The sequence below is a fragment of the Streptomyces sp. NPDC002838 genome (assembly GCF_040295365.1).
GTDB lineage: Bacteria > Actinomycetota > Actinomycetes > Streptomycetales > Streptomycetaceae > Streptomyces.
This window is the reverse complement of the sequence record NZ_JBEOVF010000017.1, coordinates 34,990-60,793: the sequence shown is the minus strand read 5'-3', so window position 1 is coordinate 60,793 and position 25,804 is coordinate 34,990. Positions and strand designations below refer to the sequence as shown.

Here is a 25,804-nt window from a genome sequence, read left to right as displayed (position 1 = left end):
GCACGGGCGGCGGACAGGCGAACCCTGGGTGAACGCGGGGCCGACACGGCTGCGGACTCCCCCGGCGCCCCGGCCCTCGCCCGGGGAACCTCCTCCCTGTCCGGGCCTCAGACCGACCCGGGCGCGGGTATCTTTCCGGTCGTCTTCTTGTCGTCGGAGCGGCTCACGGTGCACACGATCTTGGTGAACCCCTCCTTCCAGTCGTCCTCGTCGGCGGCCCAGCCGTACACGATCCGCTCCTGACCAGGCGCCCAGGTCGACTCGAATTTGTTCCCGCACAGCTTGGTCGCGTTGTCGGTGCCCTTCTTGTAGTTCATTTCGGCGGGGGCCTGGACGGTGCCTATGACCTGGTCGGTGTGGGGTTCGGCGCAATCGGTGAGCGGGGCCTGGTAGCCGTCGTCCAGTTCCTTGTAGTCCCACATGGCGGCCGAGTACGAGACATGCCGTACCGCTGTTCGCCGCGGTGAAGCCCTCCTTCGTCGGCACGACGGCGTATCCGGCGGCATCCGGCAGCGCGTCGACGACCGGCCGGCCGAGGTTCGCGCACCGCTTCGCCCCCTGGGCACGGGCGTCGGCGTGATCGGTGGCCGTGTCGACCGCCACGACCTGCCCGTCCGGCCACGCAGCCGACGGAACCCGACGCGACTAAGCACGCGTTCGCGTCAACCCTCGATCGAGGGACATATGATCGAATATCGCCCACGGGTACGGAGACACGCCTAACGTGCGATGTCAGGTCGGTGGAACAGCAGGCGGAGCAGCGGACCGGGCGACTGTCCGGCCGTACGGGACAAGCCCGATACAGCGCAGCCGGTACGAGCCGCGCCGGACGGCGGCCGTGGCCCGGCGCGGCGGCGGCCGATCCAAGAAGGCGTACGTCGAAGGCGGGAGCTGCGGACCAACCCGAACTGGACAAGATGCTCACCCAGGCACGAGCAGCCATGGCGTGGCTTCGGGAGGGCGCCAGCGTTCCGCAGCAACAGACAATCCGCGACTTCGCAAGTCCCGCGCCAAGGCTCTGAAGGACATCAAAGACCGGCTACCCACGCACCAACGCGCGGGGATGCCGAAACCTGGGAAAAAGGACGAGACGCTCCCGAGTCCGGCCTACACCCGGCACGGATTCCGACTGAAAAACGGCAGCCTGCACCTGGCGGGCGGGATCACGTTGACGGTTGTGTGGTCCCGCGCCCTCCCCGCCGAGCCTTCGTCTGCGCGGGTATTCCGGGACAGCCTCGGCCATGGGTACGTCAGTTTCGTCGTCCCCGCCGAATTCCAGCCGCTTCCTGTCACCGGCCGCGCCATCGGCGTGGACTGGGGCGTACGGGAGATCGCGACCACCACCAGCGACCTCCACGATCTTCCGCACCCCGAGCACGGCAAGAAGTCCGCAGCCGGACTCAGCCGCTACCAACGGATGATGACCCGCCGCAAGAAGGTCTCCAGGCAGCACCAGGACGTCGGCCGGAAGTGGGCCAAGTCCGCCGTCCGACACCATGATGTGATGGCCGTGGAGGACTTCAAGCCAAAATTTCTCGCGAAGACCACGATGGCCCGCAAGGCCGCGGACGCCGCTATCGGCGCCACCGAACAAGCCCTGATCGAGATGGCCGCTGGGTGAGCGTACTTACAACTGCACCTCATGCGGAGCCTCATCACCTCGCGACAAGAACTCCGCACACGTGATGCTCGTCCGGGCAGGTCCGAACCCGGTTGGTGTCGATCGCGCAAGACCTGACGGGGCCCGTCGGGCCATCAGGCGGCGTGAGCCAGGAATCCCCGGCCTTCAACTACAGGCAGGGGAGCAGTCGAATCCCTGTGGAGGGTAGGTCCGCCGCGGCCCGCACCATGCTTTCCCTGAACTCCCGACTTCGCTCGCGCAGGAGAAACACCGATCACGGGCTCGGTCGCGCCCATCGGCAGCCCACAAGCGCGATCTCCTTCATCGCGGCCCCGAGTCCTCGTCGTACGCCAGGGGAGGCTTGGGTCGTGCGGCCACCGCCCGTGCCGAGCGTCCGCAGCAGCCGGTACCGCCCGTTGATGACCCCGCCTTCGCCCTGATCCGGCGTCTCCCCCGCCATCACGCCTCCCCCGAGACAGCGCGCCTCCCCCGAGGACGCGCGGAGTTCGTCCCTGGAAGGTAGCTTCGCACGAACCACTGACAGGAGACCTTTTCCGGAGCAATCCCGCCAGATCGGACACAGTGGCCCCAGAGGCGCGCGCACGCCTCAGACGTGACGGTCCCGCCGGGTCAGGCCGGCTCGAGGAACCCCTGTTCCACCAGCAACCGGATCTGCGCGGGCGTGCGGTCGCGCAGCAACACCGGATCCTCGCCCACCAGTTGGGCGATCGCGTCCAGAATGCGCCCCGCGCTCAGCGAACCGTCGCACACGCCCGCGAACCCCGCGCCGACCGTGTCCACCTTGGTGGCCCGCCGCATCCCGCGGTTCTGGCGCAGCACCACGTGCTCGGGGTCCTCGGCGCCGGGCAGTCCGACCTGCTCCTGGATGATCTCGGCGGCGAGCTTGAAGTGCCCCGCGAGCAGGGCCGCGTCGTCATGCGTCCGCAGATAGTCGAGGCGCTCGAAGTGCTCCCGGACCGTCTCACCGAGCGGCTGTTCGACCGGATGCGGCCACTCCTCCGCGGTGACGGAGGGAACCGAGGCCCCTGTCTTGCGCAGGGTGATCCACCCGAAGCCCACGGCCTTCACCTTGCGCGCCTCGAACTCGTCCAGCCACGCGTCGTACCGCGCCTGGTACTCGGCCGGGTCGCCCCGGTGGTCACCGGCGTCCCTGAGCCAGAGCTCGGCGTACTGCGTGACGTCCTGCACCTCGCGCTGCACGATCCAGGCGTCGCACCCGCGCGGCACCCACGCCCTCAGCCTGTCCTGCCAGTCCTCCCCCTCCACGTGCTGCCAGTTGGCGAGGAAGTGCGCGAACCCGCCCTCGTTCAGACGTTCCCCCGCCTGCTGAACGAGCGTGCGGCACAGATCGTCCCCGCCCATGCCGCCGTCGCGGTACGTCAGCCGCGCGCCCGGCGAGATCACGAAGGGCGGGTTCGACACGATCAGGTCGTACGTCTCGTCGTCCCGGAGCGGCTCGAACAGCGAGCCCTCGCACAGGTCGGCGGCCGGGGCACCGGACAGCGCCAGCGTGAGTGCCGTGATGTGGAGCGCGCGCGGGTTCACGTCGGTCGCCGTCACGCGCGTGGCGTGCTGGGCGGCGTGCAGCGCCTGGATCCCGGAGCCGGTACCGAGATCGAGGGCCGCGGAGACGGGCGTACGGACGGTGATGCCGGCCAGGGTCGTGGAGGCACCGCCGACGCCGAGGACCACGCCCTCCTCCCGGCTCCCGATGCCGCCCGCCCCGCCGACCGCGCACCCGAGGTCGGACACGATGAACCAGTCCTCGCCACCGGGCCCGCCGTACGGCCGTACGTCCACGGTCGCCGCGACCTCATCCGTGCCCGCCCGAACCAGCCACCCGCTGTCCAGGCACGCGTCGACGGGCAGCACACCCTCCACGCGCGCGTGCGGCACGGGCTGCTGCAACAGGAACAGCCGCACGAGCATCTCCAGCGGCGTGTCGCCGCGTGTCGCCCGGAGCGCGGGCACGATCTCGCTGCGCGCGAGGGCCGCGTACGCGGACGCACCGAGCAGATCGAGCAGCCCGTCGGCGGTGAAGGAGGCCCCCAGGAGGGCGTCCCGCAGCCGGGCGGTGACGTCGGGACGGTCGGAAGCGGGCAGGGCGGACAGGCTGGAGTCGCTCACGCCCCCATTGTGACCCCCGAACCCGCGCGCGAGGGTGACCAGCCGGCGCCGCCGACCTCAGCTCGTCGTCGCCGATGCCGGGGCGGACGCGCCCTTGCAGCTCTGCTGCTTGGCCATCGCCTTGCCGACGTCGCCCTCTTCGAGGGTCTTCAGCGCGTCGCTCCCGCTCTTGCTCAGCTTGTCCAGCTCGGTCGCGATGTCCTTGAGGCCGTTGGCGAACTTCGCCTGGTCCTTGGTGTCGAGCTTGTCGACCTGCGTCTTCAGGGAGGCGTACGACGAGGAGATGCTGTTGAGCTCCTTGACCGCGTCCTGCTGCTTCTTCTCGCCGTTCTCGACGTCCGGCGCCCCGGCCTTGGTCACGGCGGCCCCGATCGCCTTGTAGGCGTCCGACATGTCCTGGAAGGCCTGCGCGTCGGTCTTCTGGACCGCTTCCGGCGTGCTGTTGTCCGAGGTCTCCTTCTGGATCGCGGCGTTGGCGGCCTCGATCTTCTTGGCCTGCGGCTGTACGGCGTCGCAGACCTCCTTGGCCCAGGAGTTCAGCTTTTCGCTGCTGTCATCGCCGCCGCATCCCGACAGCGCCAGTACCAGTACCGCACCGCCGGACAGTGCGGCCGCGAGCTTCTTGTTCACCGGATTGGTCCCTTCCATGGCTCTCGGCCCCGGAACATACACGCCAAGCGGGCGACACTCGCATGCCTAAGGTCCGTTAAGACCATTATGAAGCCATTTGCACCAAGAGAGATAAGGCTCACGGCCAGGGCGCGAACACGCACGAAGCGGGCGGGCGGCACGTCAACACGCGCCGCCCGCCCGCCCCTTGAGCTGGGCTCGTGAGAACCGCCCTACGAAACGACCGCCGTATCAGCAGACTTGGACGCCTGCTCGGCGTTGCCTTCGTCACCCATGGCGATCCCGCGCCGCTTGGAGACGTAGACGGCGCCCGCGATCACGACGAAGGCCAGGGCCGCGATCGTGATCCGTACGCCGAGGTTCTCGTCGTCGCCGTAACTGAACTTGATGACCGCCGGCGCGATCAGCAGCGCCACCAGGTTCATCACCTTCAGCAGGGGGTTGATCGCGGGACCGGCGGTGTCCTTGAAGGGATCGCCGACCGTGTCGCCGATCACCGTCGCGGCATGGGCCTCGCTGCCCTTGCCGCCGTGGTGGCCGTCCTCGACGAGTTTCTTGGCGTTGTCCCACGCGCCACCGGAGTTGGCGAGGAACACCGCCATCAGCGTGCCCGCCCCGATCGCGCCCGCGAGGAACGCGCCGAGGGCACCGACACCGAGCGTGAACCCGATGAAGATGGGCGCCAACACGGCGAGCAGTCCGGGCGTGGCGAGCTCGCGCAGCGCATCCCTGGTACAGATGTCGACGACCTTGCCGTACTCCGGCTTCTCGCTGTAGTCCATGATCCCGGGCCGCTCGCGGAACTGCCGCCGCACCTCGTACACCACGGAACCCGCCGACCGTGACACGGCGTTGATCGCCAGCCCCGAGAAGAGGAAGACGACCGCCGCGCCCGCGATGAGACCGACGAGGTTGTTGGGCTGTGAGATGTCCATCATCAGGTTCAGCGGCGCGCCCTCGCCGGACACCGTCTCGCCCACGTCCCGCGCGCCGGTGAAGATCGCGTCGCGGTACGACCCGAAGAGCGCCGCCGCCGCCAGGACGGCGGTGGCGATGGCGATGCCCTTGGTGATGGCCTTGGTGGTGTTGCCGACCGCGTCCAGGTTGGTGAGCACCTGCGCGCCCGCCCCCTCGACGTCGCCGGACATCTCGGCGATGCCCTGCGCGTTGTCGGAGACCGGCCCGAAGGTGTCCATGGCGACGATCACACCGACCGTGGTGAGCAGGCCGGTGCCGGCCAGCGCCACCGCGAACAGCGCCAGCATGATCGACGTGCCGCCGAGCAGGAAGGCCCCGTACACGCTGAGGCCGATCAGCAGGGCGGTGTAGACGGCCGATTCGAGGCCGACGGAGATGCCGGCCAGGACGACGGTGGCGGGTCCCGTGAGCGAGGACTTGCCGATGTCCTTGACCGGACGGCGGTTGGTCTCGGTGAAGTAGCCCGTCAGCTGCTGGATCACGGCCGCGAGCAGGATGCCGATCGCCACCGCGACGAGGGCGAGGATCCGTGGGTCGCCGCCCTTGCCCTGGATCGCCGCGTCGGTGACGCCGTCGAGGTCGGCGTAGCTTCCGGGGAGGTAGACGAAGACGGCCACCGCCACCAGCACGAGCGAGATCGCCGCGGAGATGAAGAAGCCGCGGTTGATCGCTGTCATCCCGCTGCGGTCGGTGCGGCGCGGGGCCACCACGAAGATGCCGATCATCGCGGTGAGCACACCGATCGCGGGGACGAGCAGCGGGAAGGCGAGCCCGGCGTCGCCGAAGGCCGCCGTGCCGAGGATGAGCGCGGCGACCAAGGTCACGGCGTACGACTCGAAGAGGTCGGCCGCCATACCCGCGCAGTCGCCGACGTTGTCGCCCACGTTGTCGGCGATGGTCGCGGCGTTGCGCGGATCGTCCTCCGGGATGCCCTGCTCGACCTTGCCGACCAGGTCGGCGCCGACGTCGGCGGCCTTGGTGAAGATGCCGCCGCCGACACGCATGAACATCGCGATGAGCGCCGCGCCGAGACCGAAGCCCTCGAGGACCTTCGGCGCGTCGGCCGCGTACACCAGCACCACGCAGGAGGCGCCCAGCAGGCCGAGGCCCACCGTGAACATGCCGACGACGCCGCCCGTGCGAAAAGCGATCTTCATGGCTTTGTGCGAGACGGCGGTGAGATCCTTTTCCGGTTCGCCCGCCGCCGGGGTCGCCTCGCGCGCGGCGGCGGCGACGCGCACATTGCTCCGTACGGCGAGCCACATACCGATATAGCCGGTGGCCGCCGAGAACGCCGCGCCGATCAAGAAGAACACCGATCGTCCGGCGCGCTGATTCCAGTCGTCCGCCGGCAGCAGCATGAGCAGGAAGAACACGACCACGGCGAATACACCGAGCGTGCGCAACTGCCGGGCCAGATAGGCGTTCGCACCTTCCTGGATCGCCGTCGCGATCTTCTTCATGCTGTCGGTGCCCTCGCCTGCCGCGAGCACCTGGCGCACCAGGACGCCTGCCACCACGAGGGCGGCCAGGGCCACGACGCCGATGACCGACACCATGACACGGTTGCCGTCGGTCAGTACCGCGGCCGCGAGGGCTGTGGAGTGGTCCAGCTGGTCTGGGGAAGAAAGCCCCGCCATTCGTCCTCCTTGACGCTTGGGCTGAGCTCAAGATGTGGACGGAGTCTAGAGATCTGTTCCTGATCAAAACAGTACGCGGTAAACCGGAATCTGCTACACCCCGCGTAACGCTTCGAAAGCATTTTCAGCCGATCGAATGATCGGAAATTGATCGTGAATTTCTTCACGAATTCATAATGCTCTTGAAAAACCCGAAGGGCCCTGCTCAGCAGGGCCCTTCGGGTGATGCGTTACGTCGGTCGGGTCGCCGGTCGGGTCAGGGAAGCACCGCGATCGGCGGCGTGGTCGGCCAGGTCATGCGGATCGAACCGCCGTGTTCCCCCGCGGTGACCTCCACGTCGTCGACGAGGCCGCTGATGACCGCGAGGCCCATCTCGTCCTCCTCGGTCTCCACGTCGGAGTCCTCGTCCGCGGCCCCGGGCGCCCGGTCTCCGGGGGCATGATGGGGCGCCTCGTCGCCGACCTCGATGGAGAACTGTTTCTCCTCCTCGATCAGCACGACCTTCACCGGCGCCGTGATGCCCACGCTCTGATGCAGCCCGACGGCGCGGGTGCAGGCCTCGCCGACAGCGAGTCGGAGCTCGTCGAGGACGGCCTCGTCCACTCCGGCCCTGCGCGCCACTGCTGCCGCCACCAGTCGGGCGGTCCTGACGTGCTCGGGCAGCGCGCTGAAGCGGAGTTCAACGGTGGCCATGCATCCCCCTCGGAACTACGGGCGTGCTGTCGGGGGACCGGGCCGCGGAACGCCCCGAACCCCCAGGTTCAACTTCGGCCGTCCCGGGCGCGGTTCCTTTCCACCGCGCCCGGACCGGTTGTCAGTCGGTTGCCGCCACCGCTTCCTCGACCGAGGTGTGGATCGGGAACACCTTGGTGAGGCCGGTGATGCGGAAGATCTTCAAAATGCGCTCCTGGTTGCAGACCAGGCGCAGCGAGCCCTCATGGGCCCGCACCCGCTTCAGTCCGCCCACCAGTACGCCGAGCCCGGTGGAGTCGAGGAAGTCCACGCCCTCCATGTCGACGACAAGGTGGAAACTGCCGTCATTCACCAGCTCGACCAGCTGCTCGCGCAGCTTGGGCGCGGTATATACGTCGATTTCGCCACCGACCCTGACGATCGTGCGATCGCCGACGGTTTCGGTCGACAGGGACAGGTCCACGGATCCTCCAGCACCTTGCTATCGAGCGGTCGCCCCTCGGGACACCTCGGCTTGAAGCCCCCAGGACGGTTCGCCAGCCGCGATGGCATTCAATCACTTACGGCAGGCGTCCACGACGCCTTGGTCCCATTGTCCGTCACGCCAGTGACACACTCGGTGCCGATGGCCAAGAATCACCGATCCGATCGACCCCGGACGGAACCCGCCTCCCGCCTCTCGCCAGGCACGGTCCTGGACCGGCTCGCCGCGGGGCCGAGCCGGGCTTCGCGCATCACTCATACGGAGCACTTGCCCCCGCGCGAGGGCCGCCATGCCGTCTGGCCGGACCGGATCCGCTCGGAGGTCATCGCCGCGGTGCAGGCCTGCGGAATCGAACACCCCTGGGCCCACCAGGCACGCGCGGCCGAGCACGCCCTGGACGGCGACTCGGTGGTCGTCGCCACCGGCACCGCGTCCGGCAAGTCCCTGGCGTACCTCGTGCCCGTCCTGTCGACGCTCCTGGACGGCTCCGAGGCCCCGAACGGCCGCGGCGCCACCGCCCTCTACCTGGCCCCCACGAAGGCACTCGCGGCGGATCAGTGCCGCTCCGTGAAGGAACTTTCACAACCTCTGGGCAATTCCGTACGTCCCGCGGTCTACGACGGCGACACGCCGGTCGAGGAACGCGAGTGGGTCCGCCAGTACGCCAACTACGTCCTCACCAACCCGGACATGCTGCACCGCGGCATACTCCCGTCACACCCCCGCTGGTCCTCCTTCCTGCGGTCCTTGAAGTACGTCGTCATCGACGAGTGCCACACCTACCGGGGTGTCTTCGGCTCTCATGTCGCCCAGGTACTGCGTCGCCTGCGCCGCCTGTGCGCCCGGTACGGCGCCTCGCCCGTGTTCCTGCTGGCCTCCGCGACCGCCGCGGAGCCCTCGGTGGCCGCCCGCCGCCTGACCGGCCTCCCGGTGGTCGAGGTCGCCGACGACGCCTCTCCGCGCGGTGAACTGGTGTTCGCCCTCTGGGAGCCTCCGCTCACCGAACTCCAGGGCGAGAAGGGCGCACCTGTCCGCCGTACCGCCACCGCCGAGACGGCCGACCTGCTGACCGACCTCACCGTGCAGGGCGTGCGGTCGGTGGCCTTCGTCCGCTCTCGGCGCGGCGCCGAGCTGATCTCGGTGATCGCTCAGGAGCGTCTCGCCGAGGTCGACCGGTCATTGGCCCGGCGTGTCGCGGCGTACCGGGGCGGCTATCTGCCCGAGGAGCGCCGCGCCCTCGAGCAGGCGCTCCACTCCGGCGAACTCCTCGGCCTCGCCGCCACGACCGCGCTCGAACTCGGCATCGACGTCTCGGGCCTCGACGCCGTGCTGATCGCCGGGTACCCGGGCACGCGCGCGTCCCTGTGGCAGCAGGCGGGCCGCGCCGGTCGCTCGGGGCAGGGCGCCCTCGCCATCCTGATCGCCCGCGACGACCCTCTGGACACCTTCCTCGTCCATCACCCCGAGGCCCTCTTCGACCAGCCCGTGGAGTCGACGGTCCTCGACCCCGACAACCCGTACGTGCTCGCCCCGCACCTGTGCGCGGCGGCCGCGGAACTCCCGCTGACCGACGAGGACCTGCCCCTGTTCGGCCCGGCCTGCGAGGAACTGCTTCCGCAGCTGGAGGCCGCGAAGCTGCTGCGTCGCCGCACCAAGGCCTGGCACTGGACGCGCCGGGAGCGCGCCGCCGACCTGACAGACATCCGCGGAGAGGGCGGCCGGCCGGTCCAGGTCGTCGAGGCCGGGACGGGCCGCCTGCTGGGCACGGTCGACGAGGGTGCCGCGCACAGCACCGTGCACGAGGGCGCGGTGCACCTGCACCAGGGCCGCACGTATCTCGTGCGCTCCCTCGACCTGGAGGACTCGGTCGCCCTGGTCGAGCAGGCCAGCCCGTCGTATGCGACGGTCGCCCGCGACACCACGTCGATCTCCGTCCTGGAGACGGACATCGAGATCCCCTGGGGCGACGGACGCCTGTGCTACGGCTCCGTCGAGGTCACCAACCAAGTGGTCTCCTTCCTGCGTCGGCGTGTCATCACCGGTGAAGTACTGGGCGAGACGAAGCTCGACCTCCCTCCTCGTACGCTGCGCACGCGTGCCGTGTGGTGGACGGTCACCGAGGACCAGCTGGACGCGGCCCGGATCAACCCGGAGATCCTCGGCGGCGCCCTGCACGCCGCCGAGCACGCGTCGATCGGCATGCTCCCCCTCTTCGCGACCTGCGACCGCTGGGACATCGGCGGCGTGTCCATCCCGCTGCACCCCGACACCCTCCTGCCGACGGTCTTCGTCTACGACGGCCATCCCGGCGGCGCGGGCTTCGCGGAACGCGCCTTCCACACCGCCCGCGAGTGGCTCACCGCCACCCGCCAGGCCATCGCCTCCTGCGAGTGCGAGGCCGGCTGCCCGTCCTGCATCCAGTCCCCCAAGTGCGGCAACGGGAACGATCCGCTGCACAAGAGGGGCGCCGTACGGCTGCTCACGGAGCTCTTGCGGGGGGCGCCGGAGAAGAAGCCGGGGGCGGAGGAGGCAGAGCAGGCAGCGGGGGCGGCGCCGCCGGAGCCCGGCCCGCACGGTCCACCGACGGCACCCGGTCCGATGGGGCCACCGATGGACCCGACCTCACAGGCGCCACAGGCCCCGCAGGCCCCGCCCGTGCCCTGACCTCCGCCGTGAACGGCACCCGTCCCGACGCCGCCGTCACGTCCGAGGTCTCGCCCACGATGGCGCACCGCACGAGCCGCGTGCCCTGGGCTCGCGCCACGTCGTCCGCCCGGGCGCAGGCCGCCGTGGCGCCGGCCGCCCAGTGGTCCGCCGCCGCGAGGGCCGCGAGATCCGCGCCGCCGGCCGCGCGATGCCGGGTCACGACGGCCTGTCCCAGGGAGAGCACCACGCCGAACACCACACACAGCACGGCGATCGCACACACGCTCGACACGGTGGCGGAGCCGCGATCCGAGGAGCCGTCTCTCATCAAGCGGAGCCTCATCCCTCCGCCCCCACGGTCTCCTCCACCGACGCCACGGCCTCCTCCCGCACCTCGAAGGGCAGACCGCGCAGCATCGGGGGCTTGGCCACGACCGTCACCCGTACCTGGTCGCCCTCCCGGCTGACCGTGACCCGCGCGTCGCGCGGCGCCGTCCGACGGGTCACCTCGACGACGGCGTCGGCCGGGTCCTGGCGGGCCGCCGCGCGGGCGCCGGTCCGCGCCGCGTCCACGCACTGGATCTGCGCGGCCACCACGAGCAGCCCCCACACCAGTGCCATCGCGAACATCACCAGCACGGGCAGCACCACGGCCGACTCCGCCGTGACGAAGCCCCTGTCCGGCTCCCGCGTACACCTCCTGTCCGTCTCCCGCGCGCGGCGCCTGACCGTCTCCCGCTCACGCCTCCTCATTGAGCGCCCGCTCCACGACGGCCTGCAGCTCCGCGGTGACCTGGCCGCTCGTCACCACCTTGTAGAGAACCACCGCGAACGCCACCGCGGCGACGATCCCCATCGCGTACTCGGAGGTGACCATCCCCGCATCCCTCCGCACCGCACGCGCCGCCCCGCACACCAGGGCACGCAGTCGCGCCCGCACCGCCTTGTACATCTCAACCCCCGTAAGGTTCAGTCCTGTTGATCACTGACCGTTGCCTGCTCGATTACCTACCGCTGCTTGATGTCGACCCGCGCCCCTTCGCCCACCACCTCCTCCTCACAGCACCCCGCCCGCCAGCCCGATCACCACGGGCAGGACGCCGACCGCGATGAACGCGGGCAGAAAGCACAGCCCCACCGGCGCGGTGACCAGCACGGCCGCCCGCCGTGCCCGTGCCGTCGCGGCGCGCGCCCAGTCGGCGCGGGCGTCCGCGGCGAGCCGCGCGACCGGTCCGGCTGCCGGGAGCCCGGAGACGTCGGCCCGTTCCAGCAGCCGCGCCAAGGCGCCGGCGCCCGGTGTCGCGGCGAGTCTTCGCCAGGCCTCTCCCGGTGCGCCGCCGAGCCGTGCCTCCGCCGCGCCCCGCGCCAGCCCCTCGCCGACCGGGCCGTCCAAGGCCTCGCCCACGGCCTGAGCCGCCGCCACCGGAGCGGCTCCCGCGGCGATGCAGGCCGCCAACAGATCGGCAGCGAGAGGCAGTTGCCGGGCCGCCTCACGGGCGTCGCATACGGCCCCGTCCTCGACAGCCGCCTGCCGAAGACGCCATCGCCACAGCCCCGCCGCGACGCCCAGCCCGACCACGGCGCCGATGGCCCCGCCGACCACCGCCCACGCGGCACACGCCACGCTCACCAGCGGCAGCCACCGCTGAGCCGTCTCCCCCACCCGCAAGCGCGGTCCGGCGGACGTCTCCCGCGCGGCGCCCACCAGATCGCCCAGCCGCCGCCGGACCCCGCGCTCGCGCCGCACCGCCCCCGCCCACCGCAGCAGCAGCCACCCGACGAGCAGCGCCGCCCCCACGACAACCTCCAGCCTGTGGACAACTTCCGTGCTCACGCCGCCTCCGCTCCCCGCACGATCCGCATCGCCCACCACATCCCGAGCCCCTCCAGCAGAGCGCCGGCCAGCAGACAGCCCAGTCCCGCCCCGGTGTGCAGCAGGACGTGCAGCGGGTCGGCTCCGAGGGCGATGCCGAGGAGGAGCCCGAGGACGGGCAGCGCGGCGAGCATCACCACCGTGGAGCGGGCTCCCGCCAACTGGGCGCGCAGGTCCTCCCGTTGATCCCGCTCTGCGCGCAACGCCCCTTCCAGCCGGTCGAGTCCGGCCGCGAGCCCCGCGCCCTGGTCCACGGCAACCCGCCAGCACGCGGCAAGGCCCAGCAGCCCCTCTGCACCCGGCTGCCGCGCCGCGATGGCGAGCGCGCCCGGAACATCACCGCCGAACCGCGCCGCCGCCAGCACGGCCGCCTGTGCCTCGCCCAGCCCGCCGGAGTCCCGCGCGGCCGGCAGCAACGCCTCGCCCGGCTGCCGCCCGGCCCGCACCTCCCCGGCGAGAACCCCGCACAGCGCGATCACCGCGTCCCCGCGGGCCTCCCGCGCACGCCGCGCCTCCCCGGCCAGCCGCACCCGCCGCAGCAGCGGCACCCCGGCCGCCCCCGCGACGACCGGCAGTACGGAGGCGCCCAGCACCGCCAGCACCAGTCCGGCGGCCACCGACCACCACTCGGCGCGCAGCCGCCCGCACATCCGCCGCAGTTCGCCGGCCAGTTGCCGCCACGCGGGCGGCCCGGCACCCACCACTCCGCCCCCGGCGAGCAGCAATTGCGCCCGCCGCGCCCCGGAGTGCCGCCCGCCCAGCAACCACACGGCCGCCCCCACGCACACCGCGGCCGCGCCCATAGACATCTCACCCATCCCCGCCACGACTCCCCCGTTCTCGCCCATCCCGCTCACCGCGGCCGCCCTCTCGCACCGGCCCCTGAAGCAGCCCCCGCAGCCGCTCCCAGCCCCGCTCGTACGCGAACGCCTCCTCGCCCCACCGCAGCGCCGGCACCGTCCGCACCAGCCCCGTGGGATCCCGTTCCAGCACATGCACCTCGGCGATCCGCCGCTGCCCTGCCCGGTCGCGCACGAGATGCAGTACGACCGACAGCGCGGCCGCCAACTGGCTGTGCAGGGCGGCCCGGTCCAGCCCCGCCGCCGTACCCAGCGCCTCCAGCCGGGCCGGCACATCGCCCGCCGCGTTCGCGTGCACGGTGCCGCAGCCGCCTTCGTGGCCGGTGTTCAACGCGGCCAGCAGATGGACCACTTCGGGCCCGCGCACCTCGCCCACCACCAGCCGGTCCGGCCGCATCCGCAGCGCTTGGCGCACCAGGTCCTGGAGCGTGACGAGTCCGGCGCCCTCCTGGTTGGCGGGTCTGCTCTCCAGCCGTACGACGTGCGGATGCTCCGGCCGGAGTTCGGCGGAGTCCTCGGCGAGCACGATCCGCTCGTCCGGTCCGACCAGCCCCAGCAGGGCGCTCAGCAACGTCGTCTTGCCACTGCCCGTACCCCCGCTGATGAGGAAGGACAGCCGCGCCCTGAGCAGCGCCCGCAGCACCCGGTCCCCGCCCGGCGGCACCGTGCCCGCCGCCATCAGTTCGCCGAGGGTGAAGGCGCGCGGCCGTACCACTCGCAGCGACAGGCAGGTGCAGCCGACGGCGACCGGGGGCAGCACCGCGTGCAGCCGGGTCCCGTCGGGCAGCCGGGCGTCGACCCAGGGCCGCGCATCGTCCAGTCGGCGTCCGGCCACCGCCGCCAGGCGCTGCGCGAGGCGTCGTACGGCTGCCGCGTCCGGGAAGGCGACGGCGGTCAGCTCCAGGCCGCCGCCCCGGTCCACCCAGACCCGGTCCGGCGCCGACACCAGCACGTCGCTCACCGACGGATCGGCGAGCAGCGGCTCCAGCGGACCGCTGCCGACCAGTTCGGACCGCAACTGCTCGGCGGCACCGAGGACTTCCGCGTCCCCGAGCACCCGCCCCTGCTCCCGCAGGGCCTGCGCCACGCGCGCGGGAGTGGGCTCGCCCCCGCTCTCGGCCAGCCACCGCCGTACGCCGTCCAGCAGCCCCGGCGACATCTCCGCACCGCCCGTCAGGGCGGCCGCCGGGCCAGGGCTCCCCAGCTCAAGTCCGGAAAACGCGCTCACGCCGCACCCGCCTCCAGCAACGCCCGCTCCCAGAACTCCTTGCAGAAACGCGCGAGCGGTCCGCGTCCGGCCGCTCCGGGAGGCGCCTTGCTCCCGTGCGGGCGCAGCAACGCGGACTCCACCGGGATCTCACCGGCCAGGGGAAGCCCGAGCAGCCGGGCCACCTCGCGGTCGTCGAGTCCGGGTGCGTACGGGCCTCGTACCGCCGCCCGCAGGTCGCGCAGGACCATGCCGACGGCGGAGGCCACCCGGCCTGCCGCGGCGACGGCGCGCAGTTCGGCGGGGACCACGAGCAGCGCCAGGTCGAGCTGGGCGAGGACCTCGGCGACGCCGTCGTCGATGCGGCGGGGCAGGTCGACGACGACCGTGCCGCCACGGCGTCGGGCGGCGGCGAGCACCGCCCGTACGGCCTGGGGCGGGACGGCGACGCAGTCGCCGCGGTCCCAGCTGAGCACCCGCAGCGAGTGCAGATGCGGCAGGGACTCCTCCAGGGCGCCGCCGCCGACCCGCCCGCGTGAGGCCGCGAACGCGGGCCAGCGCAGTCCCTCGGCACTCTCCCCTCCGAGGAGTACGTCGAGTCCGCCGCCCAGCGGATCGGCGTCCACGAGCAGGGTGCGCAGTCCCTCGCGCGCGGAGGTGACGGCGAGGGCGCACGCGAGCGTGGACGCCCCGGCGCCGCCGCGACCGCCGATGACGCCGACGGTGAGGGCGGGGCGACCGACGCCCTCGGCGACGTCGGCGATGCGGTCGACCAGCCACTGCTCGCCGTCGGGCAGCATCAGGACGTGGTCGGCGCCGATCTCGACGGCCCGCTGCCAGACCCCGGAGTCGTCCTGGTCGCGGCCGATCAGCACCACTCCGCGTCTGCGCGCGGCCCCGCGCACCCGTCGGGCGGCGTCGTCGCCGACCAGAACGAGCGGTGCGGTCTCCCAACTGCCCCTGCGCTCCGGCACTCCGTGGTGGACCTCGGGTGTGGCGCCGGCCGCCGCGCACAGGCGCAGCAGGTCGTCGAGCAGTTCGGCGTCCTCCGTGACGATCAACGGCCTGCCCTGCCGCCCTCCGGCGGTGGGCGGTGGCTCGTGTGTGACGGCTCCGGTCACGGTCTCCATCCCCCTTCGCTGCGCCTCGCGCGGCCCCCGAGGCCCCCGCGACGCGTCTCTCCCGTGGAGCCCTCGCGGCCCCGCGATTCCCGAACATGTGAAGAACCGGCAACCGGCCTCCATATGAACGGCCGATACGAACCGGCCAAACGCGCCCGACTAACCGGAACCAGCCAAGAACTCGGCCCGAGCGGGACGCGTTGGAATCACGGTGCAGCGATCCCGGAAATCGTGTGGATCTTGGTCGATAACTGTGGACAACTCAGCGGTTGTGAATATCGCCGTCACCCATACCGGTGACCCCTGTACCACCCCGTGTACGACTTCCGCAGAGCAGCGCACCGGCTACGCGCAGTGACGGATCATGGACACGCGGAAGAGGCGGCCACAGCCGCCTCGACACGGCCCGGGGGCCGTGCGCAGAAGGGGAAAAACCCACCCGGACATGCGACGACCCCCGCCGGGGGGGAGAGCGGGGGTCGTCTCCACGGCCGACTCGGGGGGGGAGGAGTCGGACCGGGTTAGCACGGTCGCGAACGATCCGTGACTTCCATGGTGTACCCGAGAGGCCTCTCAGGCAAACCCACGCGCCCACCTTACGCCGAATGGGCTGCACCTATGCTCAAGGGCGTGGAAAACCACTCGATGCCCCGCACAGCCGCCTTCTTTGACCTGGACAAGACGGTCATTGCGAAGTCGAGCACGCTCACCTTCGGCAAGTCCTTCTACCAAGGCGGTCTGATCAACCGCCGGGCCGCCTTGCGTACCGCATATGCCCAGTTCGTCTTCCTCGTCGGCGGCATGGACCACGACCAGATGGAGCGCACGCGCGAGTACCTGTCCGCGCTCGTGCGCGGCTGGAACGTCCAGCAGGTCAAGGAGATCGTCGCCGAGACGCTCCACGACCTCATCGACCCGATCATCTACGACGAGGCCGCCTCCCTCATCGAGGAGCACCACACGGCCGGACGGGACGTCGTGATCGTGTCCACGTCGGGCGCCGAGGTGGTCGAGCCGATCGGCGAGCTGCTCGGCGCGGACCGCGTGGTGGCCACCCGCATGGTCGTGGGCGAGGACGGCTGCTTCACCGGAGAGGTGGAGTACTACGCGTACGGCCCGACGAAGGCCGAGGCGATCAAGGAGCTGGCCGAGTCCGAGGGATACGACCTCGAGCGCTGCTACGCCTACAGCGACTCGGCGACCGACCTGCCGATGCTCCAGTCCGTCGGCCATCCCCACGCGGTGAATCCGGACCGCACGCTGCGCCGCGAGGCACTCGCGCGCGGGTGGCCGATTCTCGATTTCCACCGGCCGGTCCGGCTCAAGCAGCGGTTCCCCAGGTTCTCCGTGCCGCCCCGTCCGGCGCTCGTCGCGATGGCGGCGATAGGCGCCGCGGCGGCCACCGCGGGCGTGGTCTGGTACACGAGTCGGCGCCGGGCGACGGCGGTCTGATCGGGCGGTTCACCTGATCCTGGGGCATGTTCGACATATTGGGACCCGTTTAACACCGATTTGAACCTAATAGTAAAGAAGTGCAGCCAGGGCTTCCGCTTGCTCCCGTTCCGGAGTACAAAGAAGTTAACGGCCCGCGAGACCAAGGACGTCCGAAAGGATCACCTTTAAAACGCAGAATGGCCCCACGGACCGAGCATGAACACCGAGCACCCACGCGACGTCGACCCGTCGATTACGGGCCAGCCACACCAGGGACGGGCGAAGTTCCCGACCTGATGGGCACACATCGAGGACGCTTGGTACCCCGGTGGACATGCCAGCGGCGGTACGAATTCTCGTACCGCCGCAACCCTTTTCAGGGACTCTCTACGCCGCCCCGCGCTGCAGTGCCTCGCACACCGCCGTCGACTCGCGCGCCCCCAGCTCGACCGCCCGGCCGCAGTGGGCGATCCAGGCCCCCATGCCCTCCGGCTTGCCGGAGACGTAGCCTTCGAGTGCCGCCAGGTAGGCCGCGCGACCCAGTTCGGCGTGGCCGACCTCCGCCGGGCAGACGGACTTCGGGTCCAGACCGCTGCCGACCAGGACGACGCGCTCGGCCGCGCGCGCGACCAGGCCGTTGTGGGAGGCGAAGGGGCGCAGCGCGAGGAGCTCGCCGTGCACGACGGCGGCCGTGACCAGCGCGGGCGCCGAACTGCCCGCGATGATCAGCTCGGCGAGCCCTTCCAGCCGGCCGGAGACCTCCTCCGCGCTCGGCAGCGGCAGCTCGACGAGCGGCTCGTCGACCCGCTCGCCCGCCTGGCGTGGACGCCCGACTTCGTCGCCCTTGGTCGCGGCCGCCACCAGGTGCAGCCGGGCCAGCACCCGCAGCGGCGACTGCCGCCAGATGGACAGCAGTTGGCCCGCCTCGGCCGTCAGCCGCAGGGACGCGCCCATGACCCGTGCCTCGCCGTCACCGCTGAAGTCGCTGCGCCGCCGCACCTCCTCCAGGGCCCAGTCCGCGCCGGACAGCGCCGCCGAGCCACGGGCACCGCGCAGGGCCGCCTCGGAGGTGATCTCGTTGCTGCGGCGCCGCATGACCCGGTGCCCATAGACCCGGTCCACGGCCTTGCGCACGGACTCCACGGACTCGGGCACACCGGGCAGCGAGCCCAGGGCGGCTAGCGGATCGGCGGTCGCGCCTGTCGTACTCATAAGTACGACCCTACGCAGCCGGGGCGCGCACCCCACGAAGGAGTGGTCTTCTTCACCCACGCTCGCCACCTGCAGCTACCTCACCGCTACGCTTGGTGAACATGAAAATTGCTTTCGTCGGGAAGGGCGGCAGCGGCAAGACCACCCTGTCCTCCCTGTTCATCCGCCACCTCGCGGCCGCCGGCGCACCGGTCGTCGCCATCGACGCCGACATCAACCAGCACCTGGGCCCGGCCCTCGGCCTGGACGAGGCGGAGGCGGCCGCACAGCCCGCGATGGGCGAGCGGCTGCCGCTGATCAAGGACTACCTGCGCGGCTCCAACCCGCGCATCGCCTCCGCCGAGACGATGATCAAGACGACGCCACCCGGTGAGGGCTCCCGGCTGCTGCGGGTGTGCGAGGACAATCCGGTGTACGACGCGTGCGCCCGGCCGGTGGAACTCGACGGCGGCACCGTCCGTTTGATGGTCACCGGCCCCTTCACCGACGCCGACCTGGGGGTCGCCTGCTACCACTCCAAGACGGGAGCGGTGGAGCTGTGCCTGAACCACCTGGTGGACGGCCCCGAGGAGTACGTCGTGGTCGACATGACGGCGGGCTCGGACTCCTTCGCCTCCGGCATGTTCACCCGCTTCGACATCACGTTCCTCGTCGCCGAGCCGACCCGGAGGGGGGTCTCCGTCTATCGCCAGTACAAGGAGTACGCCAGTGACTACGGCGTCACCCTCAAGGTCGTCGGCAACAAGGTGCACGGTCAGGACGACCTCGACTTCCTCCGCGCCGAAGTCGGGGACGACCTGCTCGTGACGGCGGGGCACTCGGACTGGGTGCGCGCGCTGGAGAAGGGCCGGCCGCCCCGGTTCGAGTTCCTGGAGGACGCCAACCACCGGGCCCTGCGCCGGTTGCGGACGGCCGCCGACGCGACGTACGAACTACGCGACTGGGCGCGCTACACGCGCCAGATGGTGCACTTCCACCTGAAGAACGCCCAGACCTGGGGCAACGAGCGCACCGGGGCCGACCTGACGGCGCAGATCGACCCGTCCTTCGTGCTCGGCGAAGGGGTCACCACCCCCGTGTGAGCGCGACTACGGCTGGGCCGCCGGCGCCCCGGGCACACCCTTCGGGGCCGGGGCGGGGCGGCCCGACAGGAAGGACGCCCAGCCCTCCTGCGGGGCCTCGCCGACGTGCAGGGCACGCAGCTTGTGCAGGGTCTTCGGGTCCTGGGCGTCCAGCCAGTCGGCGAGTTGCCGGAAGGACACGCAGCGCACCTCGGGTTTGGTGCACACCGTCTCGATGACCTCTTCGACGGCCCGCATGTAGGCGCCGCCGTTCCAGGACTCGAAGTGGTTGCCGATGATCAGGGGCGCGCGGTTGCCGTGGTAGGCGCGGTTGAAGCCCATGAGCAGGCCGTCGCGCATCTGGTCGCCCCAGAAGTCGTGCTTGGCGCGGTCGCCCTGGGTCTTGGTGCCGGACTGGTTGATCATGAAGTTGTAGTCCATGGTGAGCTGCTCGAAGGAGTGCCCGGGGAAGGGCACGAGTTGCATCGAAAGATCCCACAGGCCGTTTCTCTTCTTCGGCCAGACCTGGTTGTTGACCCCACTGGTGTCGTAGCGGAAGCCGAGCTGGCGGGCGGCCTTCATGAAGTTCTTCCGGCCCTCCAGACAGGGAGTGCGGGCGCCGATGAGCTCCTTGTCGTAGTCGAAGGGCAGAGGGGCGGCCTCCTGCAGGCCGGTGTGGGTCTTCCAGAACTTCACGAAGTGCTTGGCCTGGGCGATCTCGCTCTTCCACTCCTTCACCGACCACTCGCCGACCCCGCCACCGCTGCCGCAGAAGTGGCCGTTGAAGTGGGTGCCGATCTCGTTGCCCTCCAGCCAGGCCAGGCGCAGTTGCTTCACGGTGTCGGCGATGCCCTGCTCGTCGTTGAAGCCGATGTCCGAGCGGCCCGGTGAGTGCTGCGGCGGCTTGTAGATGTCGCGCTTGTCCTCCGGCAGCAGGTACACGCCGCTCAGGAAGTACGTCATCGTCGCGTTGTTCGCCTTGGCGACCTTACGGAAGTGCGAGAACAGCTTCCGGCCGTCCTCGCCCGCGCCGTCCCAGGAGAACACCACGAACTGCGGGGGCCGCCGGCCGGGCTCGAGGCGTTCCGGTGTGGGCAGGTGCGGCTGCGCTCCGGTGTACGCGGTGGAGCCGTCGCCGATGAGGCGGATCGGGCTCTTGGGCGGTGCCTGGGCCGGCTCGGCCTTCTGCGGGCCGGGCGCGCCTTCCCCGGAACCGTCGGCACCGATCGCGCAACCGGCGAGCGACGCGGCACAGGCCACGGCGACCACGGCGCCCGTGGTGATCCTCTGGGTGGCGGCCATATCCCGCTCACCTTCTTCCTTCTCTCGGGCCCGACGCCGGTGAGGGCGTCTTCTGGTGACGCGACGCCAAGGTCGCATAGGACAAAAGAAGGAATTAGTACGACAAGCCGATCAAAAGTTCAGTTCACTCATCGGAGTGATTAATTGACCCATTTGCCGGGAAAATCCATGCTCAGCCTTTACTCTGCATTACGATTCGTTTACCTAGAGTTGATCCATCCCGCCACTGCACGCCGTGACCCACGGCCGCGACCCGCGACCGCGCCCCGGAGGAGACGGGAACATGTCAGCCTGCGTCCCCACACGCACCGAAGCACTCCGCATCCACCAGCCCCCCAGCCCGCCGCCGACCCGGCCCCGCCGCTTCCGCATCGCGGGCGCCGACGTGTCGGCCTCGATCGCGGTCTTCCTGATCGCCCTTCCGCTGTCCCTCGGCATCGCCCTCGCCACCGGCGCGCCGCTCCAGGCCGGACTCGTCGCCGCCGCCGTCGGAGGCCTCGTCGCCGGCCGGCTCGGCGGCTCACCGCTCCAGGTCAGCGGCCCCGCCGCCGGACTCACCGTCGTCACCGCCGACCTCATCCAGCGCTACGGCTGGCGGACGACCTGCGCCATCACCGTCCTGGCCGGCCTCGCCCAGCTCGGCCTCGGCTGCCTGCGCGTGGCCCGCTCCGCCCTCGCCGTCAGCCCGGCCGTCGTGCACGGCATGCTCGCGGGCATCGGCGTCACCATCGCCGTCGCCCAGCTGCACATCGTCCTCGGCGGCACCCCGCAGAGCTCCGTCCCCGACAACCTCCGCGCACTGCCCGCCCAATTGGCCGACCTGCACCCGGCGGCGGTCTCGGTGAGCGCGCTGACCCTGGCCCTGCTGCTGCTCTGGCCGCGGATTCCCGGCCGGGTCGGGCGCCTGCTGCGCAAGCTCCCGGCCGCGCTCGTCGCCGTCGCCGGGGCCACCGCCGCCGCCTCGCTCGCCGGGCTGACCCTGCCCAAGGTCGACCTGCCGACCTGGAGCAGCCACGCCCTGGCCGGTCTTCCCGAGGGCCCGGTGCTCGGCCTCGTCGCCGCCGTCCTCACCACCACGCTGGTGTGCAGCGTGCAGTCGCTGCTCGGCGCGGTCGCCGTGGACAAGCTCGTGGCCGGCCGCCCCGGCCTGCCCGCCCGCGTCCGACGCTCCGATCTGGACCGCGAACTGCTCGGGCAGGGCGCCGCCAACATCGTCTCCGGCTCACTCGGCGGACTGCCCGTCGCGGGCGTGGCCGTGCGCAGTGCGGCGAATGTGCAAGCCGGTGCCATCAGCCGGAACTCCACGATGCTGCACGGCGTTCTCGTAGTGATCGCCGCGCTGCTGATGGTCCCGATCCTGGAGCTCATCCCGCTCGCCTCGCTCGCCGCCCTGGTGATGGCCGTCGGCATCCAGATGGTGTCCCTGCACCACATCCGCACGGTGACCCGCCACCGAGAGGTGCTGGTCTACGCCGCCACGACACTCGGCGTGGTCTTCTTCGGCGTCCTGGAAGGCGTGACGCTGGGGATCGCTGTGGCCGTCGCCCTCTCCCTGCACCGCCTCGCCCGCACCCGCATCACGCACGACGAGAAGGAAGGAGTCCATTACGTACACGTCCGAGGACAGTTGACGTTCCTCGCGGTGCCACGGCTCAGCCGGGCCCTGCACCTCGTACCCCAAGGCACCCACGTCGTCGTGGAGTTGGACGGCTCCTTCATGGACCACGCGGCGTACGACTCGTTGCAGGACTGGCAGAACACGCACACCGCGCAGGGCGGCTCCGTCGAGGTGACCGGCCGCCGCGCCGGGATCCGGATCGCCGAGCCCGAGAGCCTCGCCGGCAGCGGGACCAACAAGCCGGCCGCGGACCTCGCGCCAGGACGTGCCGGCTGCCGCTGCCGCCCCTGGACGCCCTGGCGCAACCACCAGTGCGAGCTCCCACAGTCGGCGTGGTCGGCCGACGAGGAACGTCCGAGCGAGCCCAGGAGAGGCGGTGAGCCGAGCTCACACCAACTGGCGCGTGGCATCAGCGCGTTCCAGCGCCACACCGCACCGCTCGTGCGGGGTGAGCTGGCCCGGCTGGCCCGCGAGGGTCAGCGCCCCTCCCAGCTCTTCCTCACCTGCGCCGACTCCCGCCTCGTCACGTCGATGATCACCTCCAGTGGTCCCGGTGACCTCTTCGTGGTGCGCAACGTGGGCAACCTCGTCCCGCCGCCCGGCCAGGAGAGCGGGGACGACTCGGTGGCGGCCGCGATCGAGTACGCGGTGGACGTGCTGGAGGTGCGCTCCATCACGGTGTGCGGACACTCCGGGTGCGGGGCCATGCAGGCACTGCTCAGCTCCGAGCCCGGGAGCGCCAGGACACCGCTGAGGCGGTGGCTGCGGCACGGGCTGCCCAGCCTGGAGCGCATGGCCGACGAGAGCCGGCCGTGGGCCCGGCTGGCCCGGCGGGCACCCGCCGACGCGGTCGAGCAGCTCTGCCTGACCAACGTGGTCCAGCAGTTGGAGCACCTGCGCGCCCACGAGTCGGTCGCCCGGGCCCTCAAGGACGGGGCGCTGGAGCTGCACGGGATGTACTTCCACGTGGGCGAGGCACAGGCGTACCTGCTCACCGAGGAGGACGGGGGCGCGGTGTTCGACCACGTACGGGCGGCGGATCTGTCGGCGTGAGCCCTGCGGCCGCGTCCCGCGGGCCGGCGGAGTGTGAAAGGCGTTACAGCCACTGAACTCCGCCCGGTCGGCGTCCGTGGGTACGAATGACCCCGGCCGCAGAAACCGAAGAGACCGAAAGGGACCGAAGACACCGGCACGACGAGGATCCCGAATAGGTCTAAACCAATTTTCGGTCGGCCCTTGTCACCGGGACCCCCGGTCTGATGAGCTGTGGCCTGGGACACAACGGACACCCTGGGAAAGGCAGATGTCGTGAGCAACGAAAGCCTGGCCAACCTCTTGCGCGAAGAGCGCAGGTTCGCGCCCCCCGCCGACCTGGCCGCGAACGCCAACGTCACCGCGGAGGCGTATGAACAGGCCAAGGCTGACAGGCTCGGCTTCTGGGCCGCGCAGGCCCGCCGACTGACCTGGGCCAAGGAACCGACCGAGACGCTGGACTGGTCGAACCCGCCGTTCGCCAAGTGGTTCAAGGACGGCGAGCTCAATGTCGCGTACAACTGCGTGGACCGGCATGTCGAGGCCGGCCATGGCGACCGGGTCGCCATCCACTTCGAGGGAGAGCCCGGCGACGGCCGCGCCATCACCTACGCCGAGCTCAAGGACGAGGTCTCCAAGGCCGCGAACGCCCTGCTGGAGCTGGGAGTTCAGAAGGGCGACCGAGTCGCCGTCTACATGCCGATGATCCCCGAGACGGCGATCGCGATGCTCGCGTGCGCCCGTGTGGGCGCCGCGCACTCCGTCGTCTTCGGCGGCTTCTCGGCGGACGCGCTCGCGACCCGCATCCAGGACGCCGACGCGCGTGTCGTCATCACCTCCGACGGCGGCTGGCGGCGCGGCAAGCCGTCCGCACTCAAGCCGGCCGTCGACGACGCGGTCGAGCGCGCCGGCAACGTCGAGCACGTGCTCGTGGTCCGCCGTACCGGCCAGGAGGTCGCCTGGAACGACAGCCGCGACGTGTGGTGGCACGAGATCGTCGAGCGGCAGTCCGTCGAGCACACGCCCGAGGCGTTCGAGGCCGAGCACCCGCTGTTCATCCTGTACACGTCCGGTACGACGGGTAAGCCGAAGGGCATCCTGCACACCTCCGGCGGCTACCTCACGCAGGCCGCGTACACCCACCACGCCGTCTTCGACCTCAAGCCGGAGACCGACGTGTACTGGTGCACCGCGGACGTCGGCTGGGTCACCGGGCACTCGTACATCGTCTACGGGCCGCTGGCGAACGGCGCGACCCAGGTCATGTACGAGGGCACGCCGGACACCCCGCACCAGGGCCGGTTCTGGGAGATCGTGCAGAAGTACAAGGTCAGCATCCTGTACACCGCGCCCACGGCCATCCGTACGTTCATGAAGTGGGGCGACGACATCCCCGCGAAGTTCGACCTCAGCAGCCTGCGCGTGCTGGGGTCGGTGGGTGAGCCCATCAACCCCGAGGCCTGGATCTGGTACCGCAAGCACATCGGCGCGGACAGGACCCCCATCGTCGACACCTGGTGGCAGACCGAGACCGGCGCGATGATGATCTCGCCGCTGCCGGGCGTGACGCAGACCAAGCCGGGATCCGCGCAGACGCCGCTGCCCGGCATCTCCGCGACCGTCGTCGACGACGAGGCGGGCGAGGTGCCCAACGGCGGTGGCGGCTACCTGGTCCTCACCGAGCCGTGGCCGTCGATGCTGCGCACCATCTGGGGCGACGACCAGCGGTTCCTCGACACGTACTGGTCGCGCTTCGAGGGCAAGTACTTCGCCGGCGACGGCGCGAAGAAGGACGACGACGGCGACATCTGGCTGCTGGGCCGGGTGGACGACGTGATGCTCGTGTCCGGGCACAACATCTCCACCACCGAGGTCGAGTCGGCGCTCGTCTCCCACCCGTCGGTCGCCGAGGCGGCCGTGGTGGGTGCCGCGGACGAGACGACGGGCCAGGCCATCGTCGCCTTCGTCATCCTGCGCGGCACGGCGAACGCCGAGGACGAGGGCCTCGTCGCCGACCTGCGCAACCACGTCGGCGCCACCCTCGGCCCGATCGCCAAGCCCAAGCGGATCCTGCCGGTGGCCGAGCTGCCGAAGACCCGCTCCGGCAAGATCATGCGTCGCCTGCTGCGGGACGTCGCCGAGAACCGCCAGCTCGGTGACGTGACGACCCTGACGGACTCGACCGTCATGGACCTCATCCAGGCGAAGCTGCCGGCGGCTCCGAGCGAGGACTGAGAGTACGT

Annotated in this window: 19 protein-coding genes and 2 pseudogenes; 6 read left to right on the top strand and 15 right to left on the bottom strand. The window is 70.9% G+C overall.

What is annotated here, in order from left to right; translation table 11 throughout:
- Window positions 1-107: 107 nt before the first annotated feature.
- On the bottom strand, window positions 108-422 hold the full coding sequence (locus ABT063_RS22270) for a hypothetical protein (protein WP_351059117.1): 315 nt from the start codon (window positions 420-422) through the stop codon (window positions 108-110).
- A 377-nt stretch (window positions 423-799) separates the two neighbouring features.
- Here ABT063_RS22270 and ABT063_RS22265 point away from each other — a divergent pair.
- Window positions 800-1,829 (top strand): annotated as a pseudogene (locus tag ABT063_RS22265) (RNA-guided endonuclease InsQ/TnpB family protein).
- Window positions 1,830-2,251: 422 nt separating this feature from the next.
- Here ABT063_RS22265 and ABT063_RS22260 read toward each other — a convergent pair.
- From ABT063_RS22260 to bldG, 5 genes are all read right to left on the bottom strand, one after another.
- Window positions 2,252-3,769: a DUF7059 domain-containing protein gene (locus ABT063_RS22260; protein ID WP_351059116.1), complete on the bottom strand. Its 1,518-nt coding sequence runs from the start codon at window positions 3,767-3,769 to the stop codon at window positions 2,252-2,254.
- Window positions 3,770-3,826: 57 nt separating this feature from the next.
- Window positions 3,827-4,417 (bottom strand): small secreted protein, encoded by a 591-nt coding sequence (locus ABT063_RS22255; RefSeq protein ID WP_351059115.1) that lies wholly within the window; start codon window positions 4,415-4,417, stop codon window positions 3,827-3,829.
- A 194-nt stretch (window positions 4,418-4,611) separates the two neighbouring features.
- The gene (locus ABT063_RS22250; RefSeq protein ID WP_351059114.1) at window positions 4,612-7,017 is read right to left on the bottom strand and encodes a sodium-translocating pyrophosphatase; all 2,406 of its coding nucleotides are present in this window, start codon (window positions 7,015-7,017) and stop codon (window positions 4,612-4,614) included.
- A gap of 256 nt (window positions 7,018-7,273) precedes the next feature.
- On the bottom strand, window positions 7,274-7,711 hold the full coding sequence (locus ABT063_RS22245) for an ATP-binding protein (RefSeq protein ID WP_351059113.1): 438 nt from the start codon (window positions 7,709-7,711) through the stop codon (window positions 7,274-7,276).
- Window positions 7,712-7,832: 121 nt separating this feature from the next.
- Window positions 7,833-8,174 carry an anti-sigma factor antagonist BldG gene (gene bldG, locus ABT063_RS22240; protein ID WP_006132569.1) on the bottom strand — a complete coding sequence of 114 codons (342 nt, stop codon included), beginning with the start codon at window positions 8,172-8,174 and terminating at the stop codon, window positions 7,833-7,835.
- A 162-nt stretch (window positions 8,175-8,336) separates the two neighbouring features.
- On the opposite strand from bldG, the gene ABT063_RS22235 reads away from it, so the two are divergent.
- The gene (locus ABT063_RS22235; protein WP_351059112.1) at window positions 8,337-10,859 is read left to right on the top strand and encodes a DEAD/DEAH box helicase; all 2,523 of its coding nucleotides are present in this window, start codon (window positions 8,337-8,339) and stop codon (window positions 10,857-10,859) included.
- Window positions 10,860-10,899: 40 nt separating this feature from the next.
- On the opposite strand, the pseudogene ABT063_RS22230 reads toward ABT063_RS22235, so the two are convergent.
- The 7 genes and pseudogenes from ABT063_RS22230 to ssd form a co-directional block, all read right to left on the bottom strand.
- A pseudogene (locus tag ABT063_RS22230) lies at window positions 10,900-11,169 on the bottom strand (Rv3654c family TadE-like protein); the annotation flags it as partial.
- A gap of 11 nt (window positions 11,170-11,180) precedes the next feature.
- On the bottom strand, window positions 11,181-11,594 hold the full coding sequence (locus tag ABT063_RS22225; RefSeq protein ID WP_351059111.1) for a TadE family type IV pilus minor pilin: 414 nt from the start codon (window positions 11,592-11,594) through the stop codon (window positions 11,181-11,183).
- Complete coding sequence (locus ABT063_RS22220; RefSeq protein WP_351059110.1) at window positions 11,581-11,793, bottom strand: DUF4244 domain-containing protein; 213 nt, start codon at window positions 11,791-11,793, stop codon at window positions 11,581-11,583. Before ABT063_RS22220 ends, ABT063_RS22225 begins: the two co-directional genes overlap by 14 nt.
- Before the next feature lie 105 nt (window positions 11,794-11,898).
- Window positions 11,899-12,675: a type II secretion system F family protein gene (locus tag ABT063_RS22215; RefSeq protein ID WP_351059109.1), complete on the bottom strand. Its 777-nt coding sequence runs from the start codon at window positions 12,673-12,675 to the stop codon at window positions 11,899-11,901.
- Window positions 12,672-13,532 carry a type II secretion system F family protein gene (locus tag ABT063_RS22210; RefSeq protein WP_351059108.1) on the bottom strand — a complete coding sequence of 287 codons (861 nt, stop codon included), beginning with the start codon at window positions 13,530-13,532 and terminating at the stop codon, window positions 12,672-12,674. Before ABT063_RS22210 ends, ABT063_RS22215 begins: the two co-directional genes overlap by 4 nt.
- The gene (locus ABT063_RS22205) at window positions 13,525-14,733 is read right to left on the bottom strand and encodes a TadA family conjugal transfer-associated ATPase (RefSeq protein ID WP_351059224.1); all 1,209 of its coding nucleotides are present in this window, start codon (window positions 14,731-14,733) and stop codon (window positions 13,525-13,527) included. The genes ABT063_RS22210 and ABT063_RS22205 overlap by 8 nt, the downstream gene beginning before the upstream one ends.
- A gap of 65 nt (window positions 14,734-14,798) precedes the next feature.
- Entirely contained in the window at window positions 14,799-15,911 is a 1,113-nt protein-coding gene (gene ssd / locus ABT063_RS22200) for a septum site-determining protein Ssd (protein WP_351059107.1), read from the bottom strand.
- A gap of 609 nt (window positions 15,912-16,520) precedes the next feature.
- Between ssd and ABT063_RS22195 the strand changes: the two genes are divergently transcribed.
- Entirely contained in the window at window positions 16,521-17,354 is an 834-nt protein-coding gene (locus ABT063_RS22195) for an HAD family hydrolase (RefSeq protein ID WP_351059105.1), read from the top strand.
- Between the two features lie 369 nt (window positions 17,355-17,723).
- Here ABT063_RS22195 and ABT063_RS22190 read toward each other — a convergent pair whose 3' ends face one another.
- A complete protein-coding gene (locus ABT063_RS22190) occupies window positions 17,724-18,548 on the bottom strand; it encodes a Fic family protein (protein WP_351059104.1) in 825 nt (274 codons plus the stop codon).
- 101 nt (window positions 18,549-18,649) lie between these two features.
- Here ABT063_RS22190 and ABT063_RS22185 point away from each other — a divergent pair, with 101 nt between their 5' ends.
- The gene (locus ABT063_RS22185; protein WP_351059103.1) at window positions 18,650-19,630 is read left to right on the top strand and encodes an ATP-binding protein; all 981 of its coding nucleotides are present in this window, start codon (window positions 18,650-18,652) and stop codon (window positions 19,628-19,630) included.
- A 6-nt stretch (window positions 19,631-19,636) separates the two neighbouring features.
- On the opposite strand, the gene ABT063_RS22180 is transcribed toward ABT063_RS22185, so the two are convergent.
- Window positions 19,637-20,911 carry a polysaccharide deacetylase family protein gene (locus ABT063_RS22180; protein WP_351059102.1) on the bottom strand — a complete coding sequence of 425 codons (1,275 nt, stop codon included), beginning with the start codon at window positions 20,909-20,911 and terminating at the stop codon, window positions 19,637-19,639.
- Between the two features lie 283 nt (window positions 20,912-21,194).
- Here ABT063_RS22180 and ABT063_RS22175 point away from each other — a divergent pair, with 283 nt between their 5' ends.
- Together ABT063_RS22175 and acs are read left to right on the top strand one after the other, a co-directional pair.
- Window positions 21,195-23,582, top strand: a complete 2,388-nt coding sequence (locus ABT063_RS22175; protein WP_351059101.1) for a bifunctional SulP family inorganic anion transporter/carbonic anhydrase — start codon at window positions 21,195-21,197, stop codon at window positions 23,580-23,582.
- Window positions 23,583-23,837: 255 nt separating this feature from the next.
- A complete protein-coding gene (gene acs / locus ABT063_RS22170; RefSeq protein ID WP_351059099.1) occupies window positions 23,838-25,796 on the top strand; it encodes an acetate--CoA ligase in 1,959 nt (652 codons plus the stop codon).
- Window positions 25,797-25,804: the final 8 nt, after the last annotated feature.

Coding starts and splice junctions, on each gene's coding strand:
- ABT063_RS22270 (WP_351059117.1), bottom strand. CDS start 422: ATGTGGGACTACAAGGAACTGGACGACGGCTACCAGGCCCCGCTCACC.
- ABT063_RS22255 (WP_351059115.1), bottom strand. CDS start 4,417: ATGGAAGGGACCAATCCGGTGAACAAGAAGCTCGCGGCCGCACTGTCC.
- ABT063_RS22250 (WP_351059114.1), bottom strand. CDS start 7,017: ATGGCGGGGCTTTCTTCCCCAGACCAGCTGGACCACTCCACAGCCCTC.
- ABT063_RS22245 (WP_351059113.1), bottom strand. CDS start 7,711: ATGGCCACCGTTGAACTCCGCTTCAGCGCGCTGCCCGAGCACGTCAGG.
- ABT063_RS22235 (WP_351059112.1), top strand. CDS start 8,337: ATGGCCAAGAATCACCGATCCGATCGACCCCGGACGGAACCCGCCTCC.
- ABT063_RS22225 (WP_351059111.1), bottom strand. CDS start 11,594: ATGAGGAGGCGTGAGCGGGAGACGGTCAGGCGCCGCGCGCGGGAGACG.
- ABT063_RS22220 (WP_351059110.1), bottom strand. CDS start 11,793: ATGTACAAGGCGGTGCGGGCGCGACTGCGTGCCCTGGTGTGCGGGGCG.
- ABT063_RS22210 (WP_351059108.1), bottom strand. CDS start 13,532: ATGGGTGAGATGTCTATGGGCGCGGCCGCGGTGTGCGTGGGGGCGGCC.
- ABT063_RS22205 (WP_351059224.1), bottom strand. CDS start 14,733: ATGTCGCCGGGGCTGCTGGACGGCGTACGGCGGTGGCTGGCCGAGAGC.
- ssd (WP_351059107.1), bottom strand. CDS start 15,911: ATGGAGACCGTGACCGGAGCCGTCACACACGAGCCACCGCCCACCGCC.
- ABT063_RS22195 (WP_351059105.1), top strand. CDS start 16,521: ATGCTCAAGGGCGTGGAAAACCACTCGATGCCCCGCACAGCCGCCTTC.
- ABT063_RS22190 (WP_351059104.1), bottom strand. CDS start 18,548: ATGAGTACGACAGGCGCGACCGCCGATCCGCTAGCCGCCCTGGGCTCG.
- ABT063_RS22185 (WP_351059103.1), top strand. CDS start 18,650: ATGAAAATTGCTTTCGTCGGGAAGGGCGGCAGCGGCAAGACCACCCTG.
- ABT063_RS22180 (WP_351059102.1), bottom strand. CDS start 20,911: ATGGCCGCCACCCAGAGGATCACCACGGGCGCCGTGGTCGCCGTGGCC.
- ABT063_RS22175 (WP_351059101.1), top strand. CDS start 21,195: ATGTCAGCCTGCGTCCCCACACGCACCGAAGCACTCCGCATCCACCAG.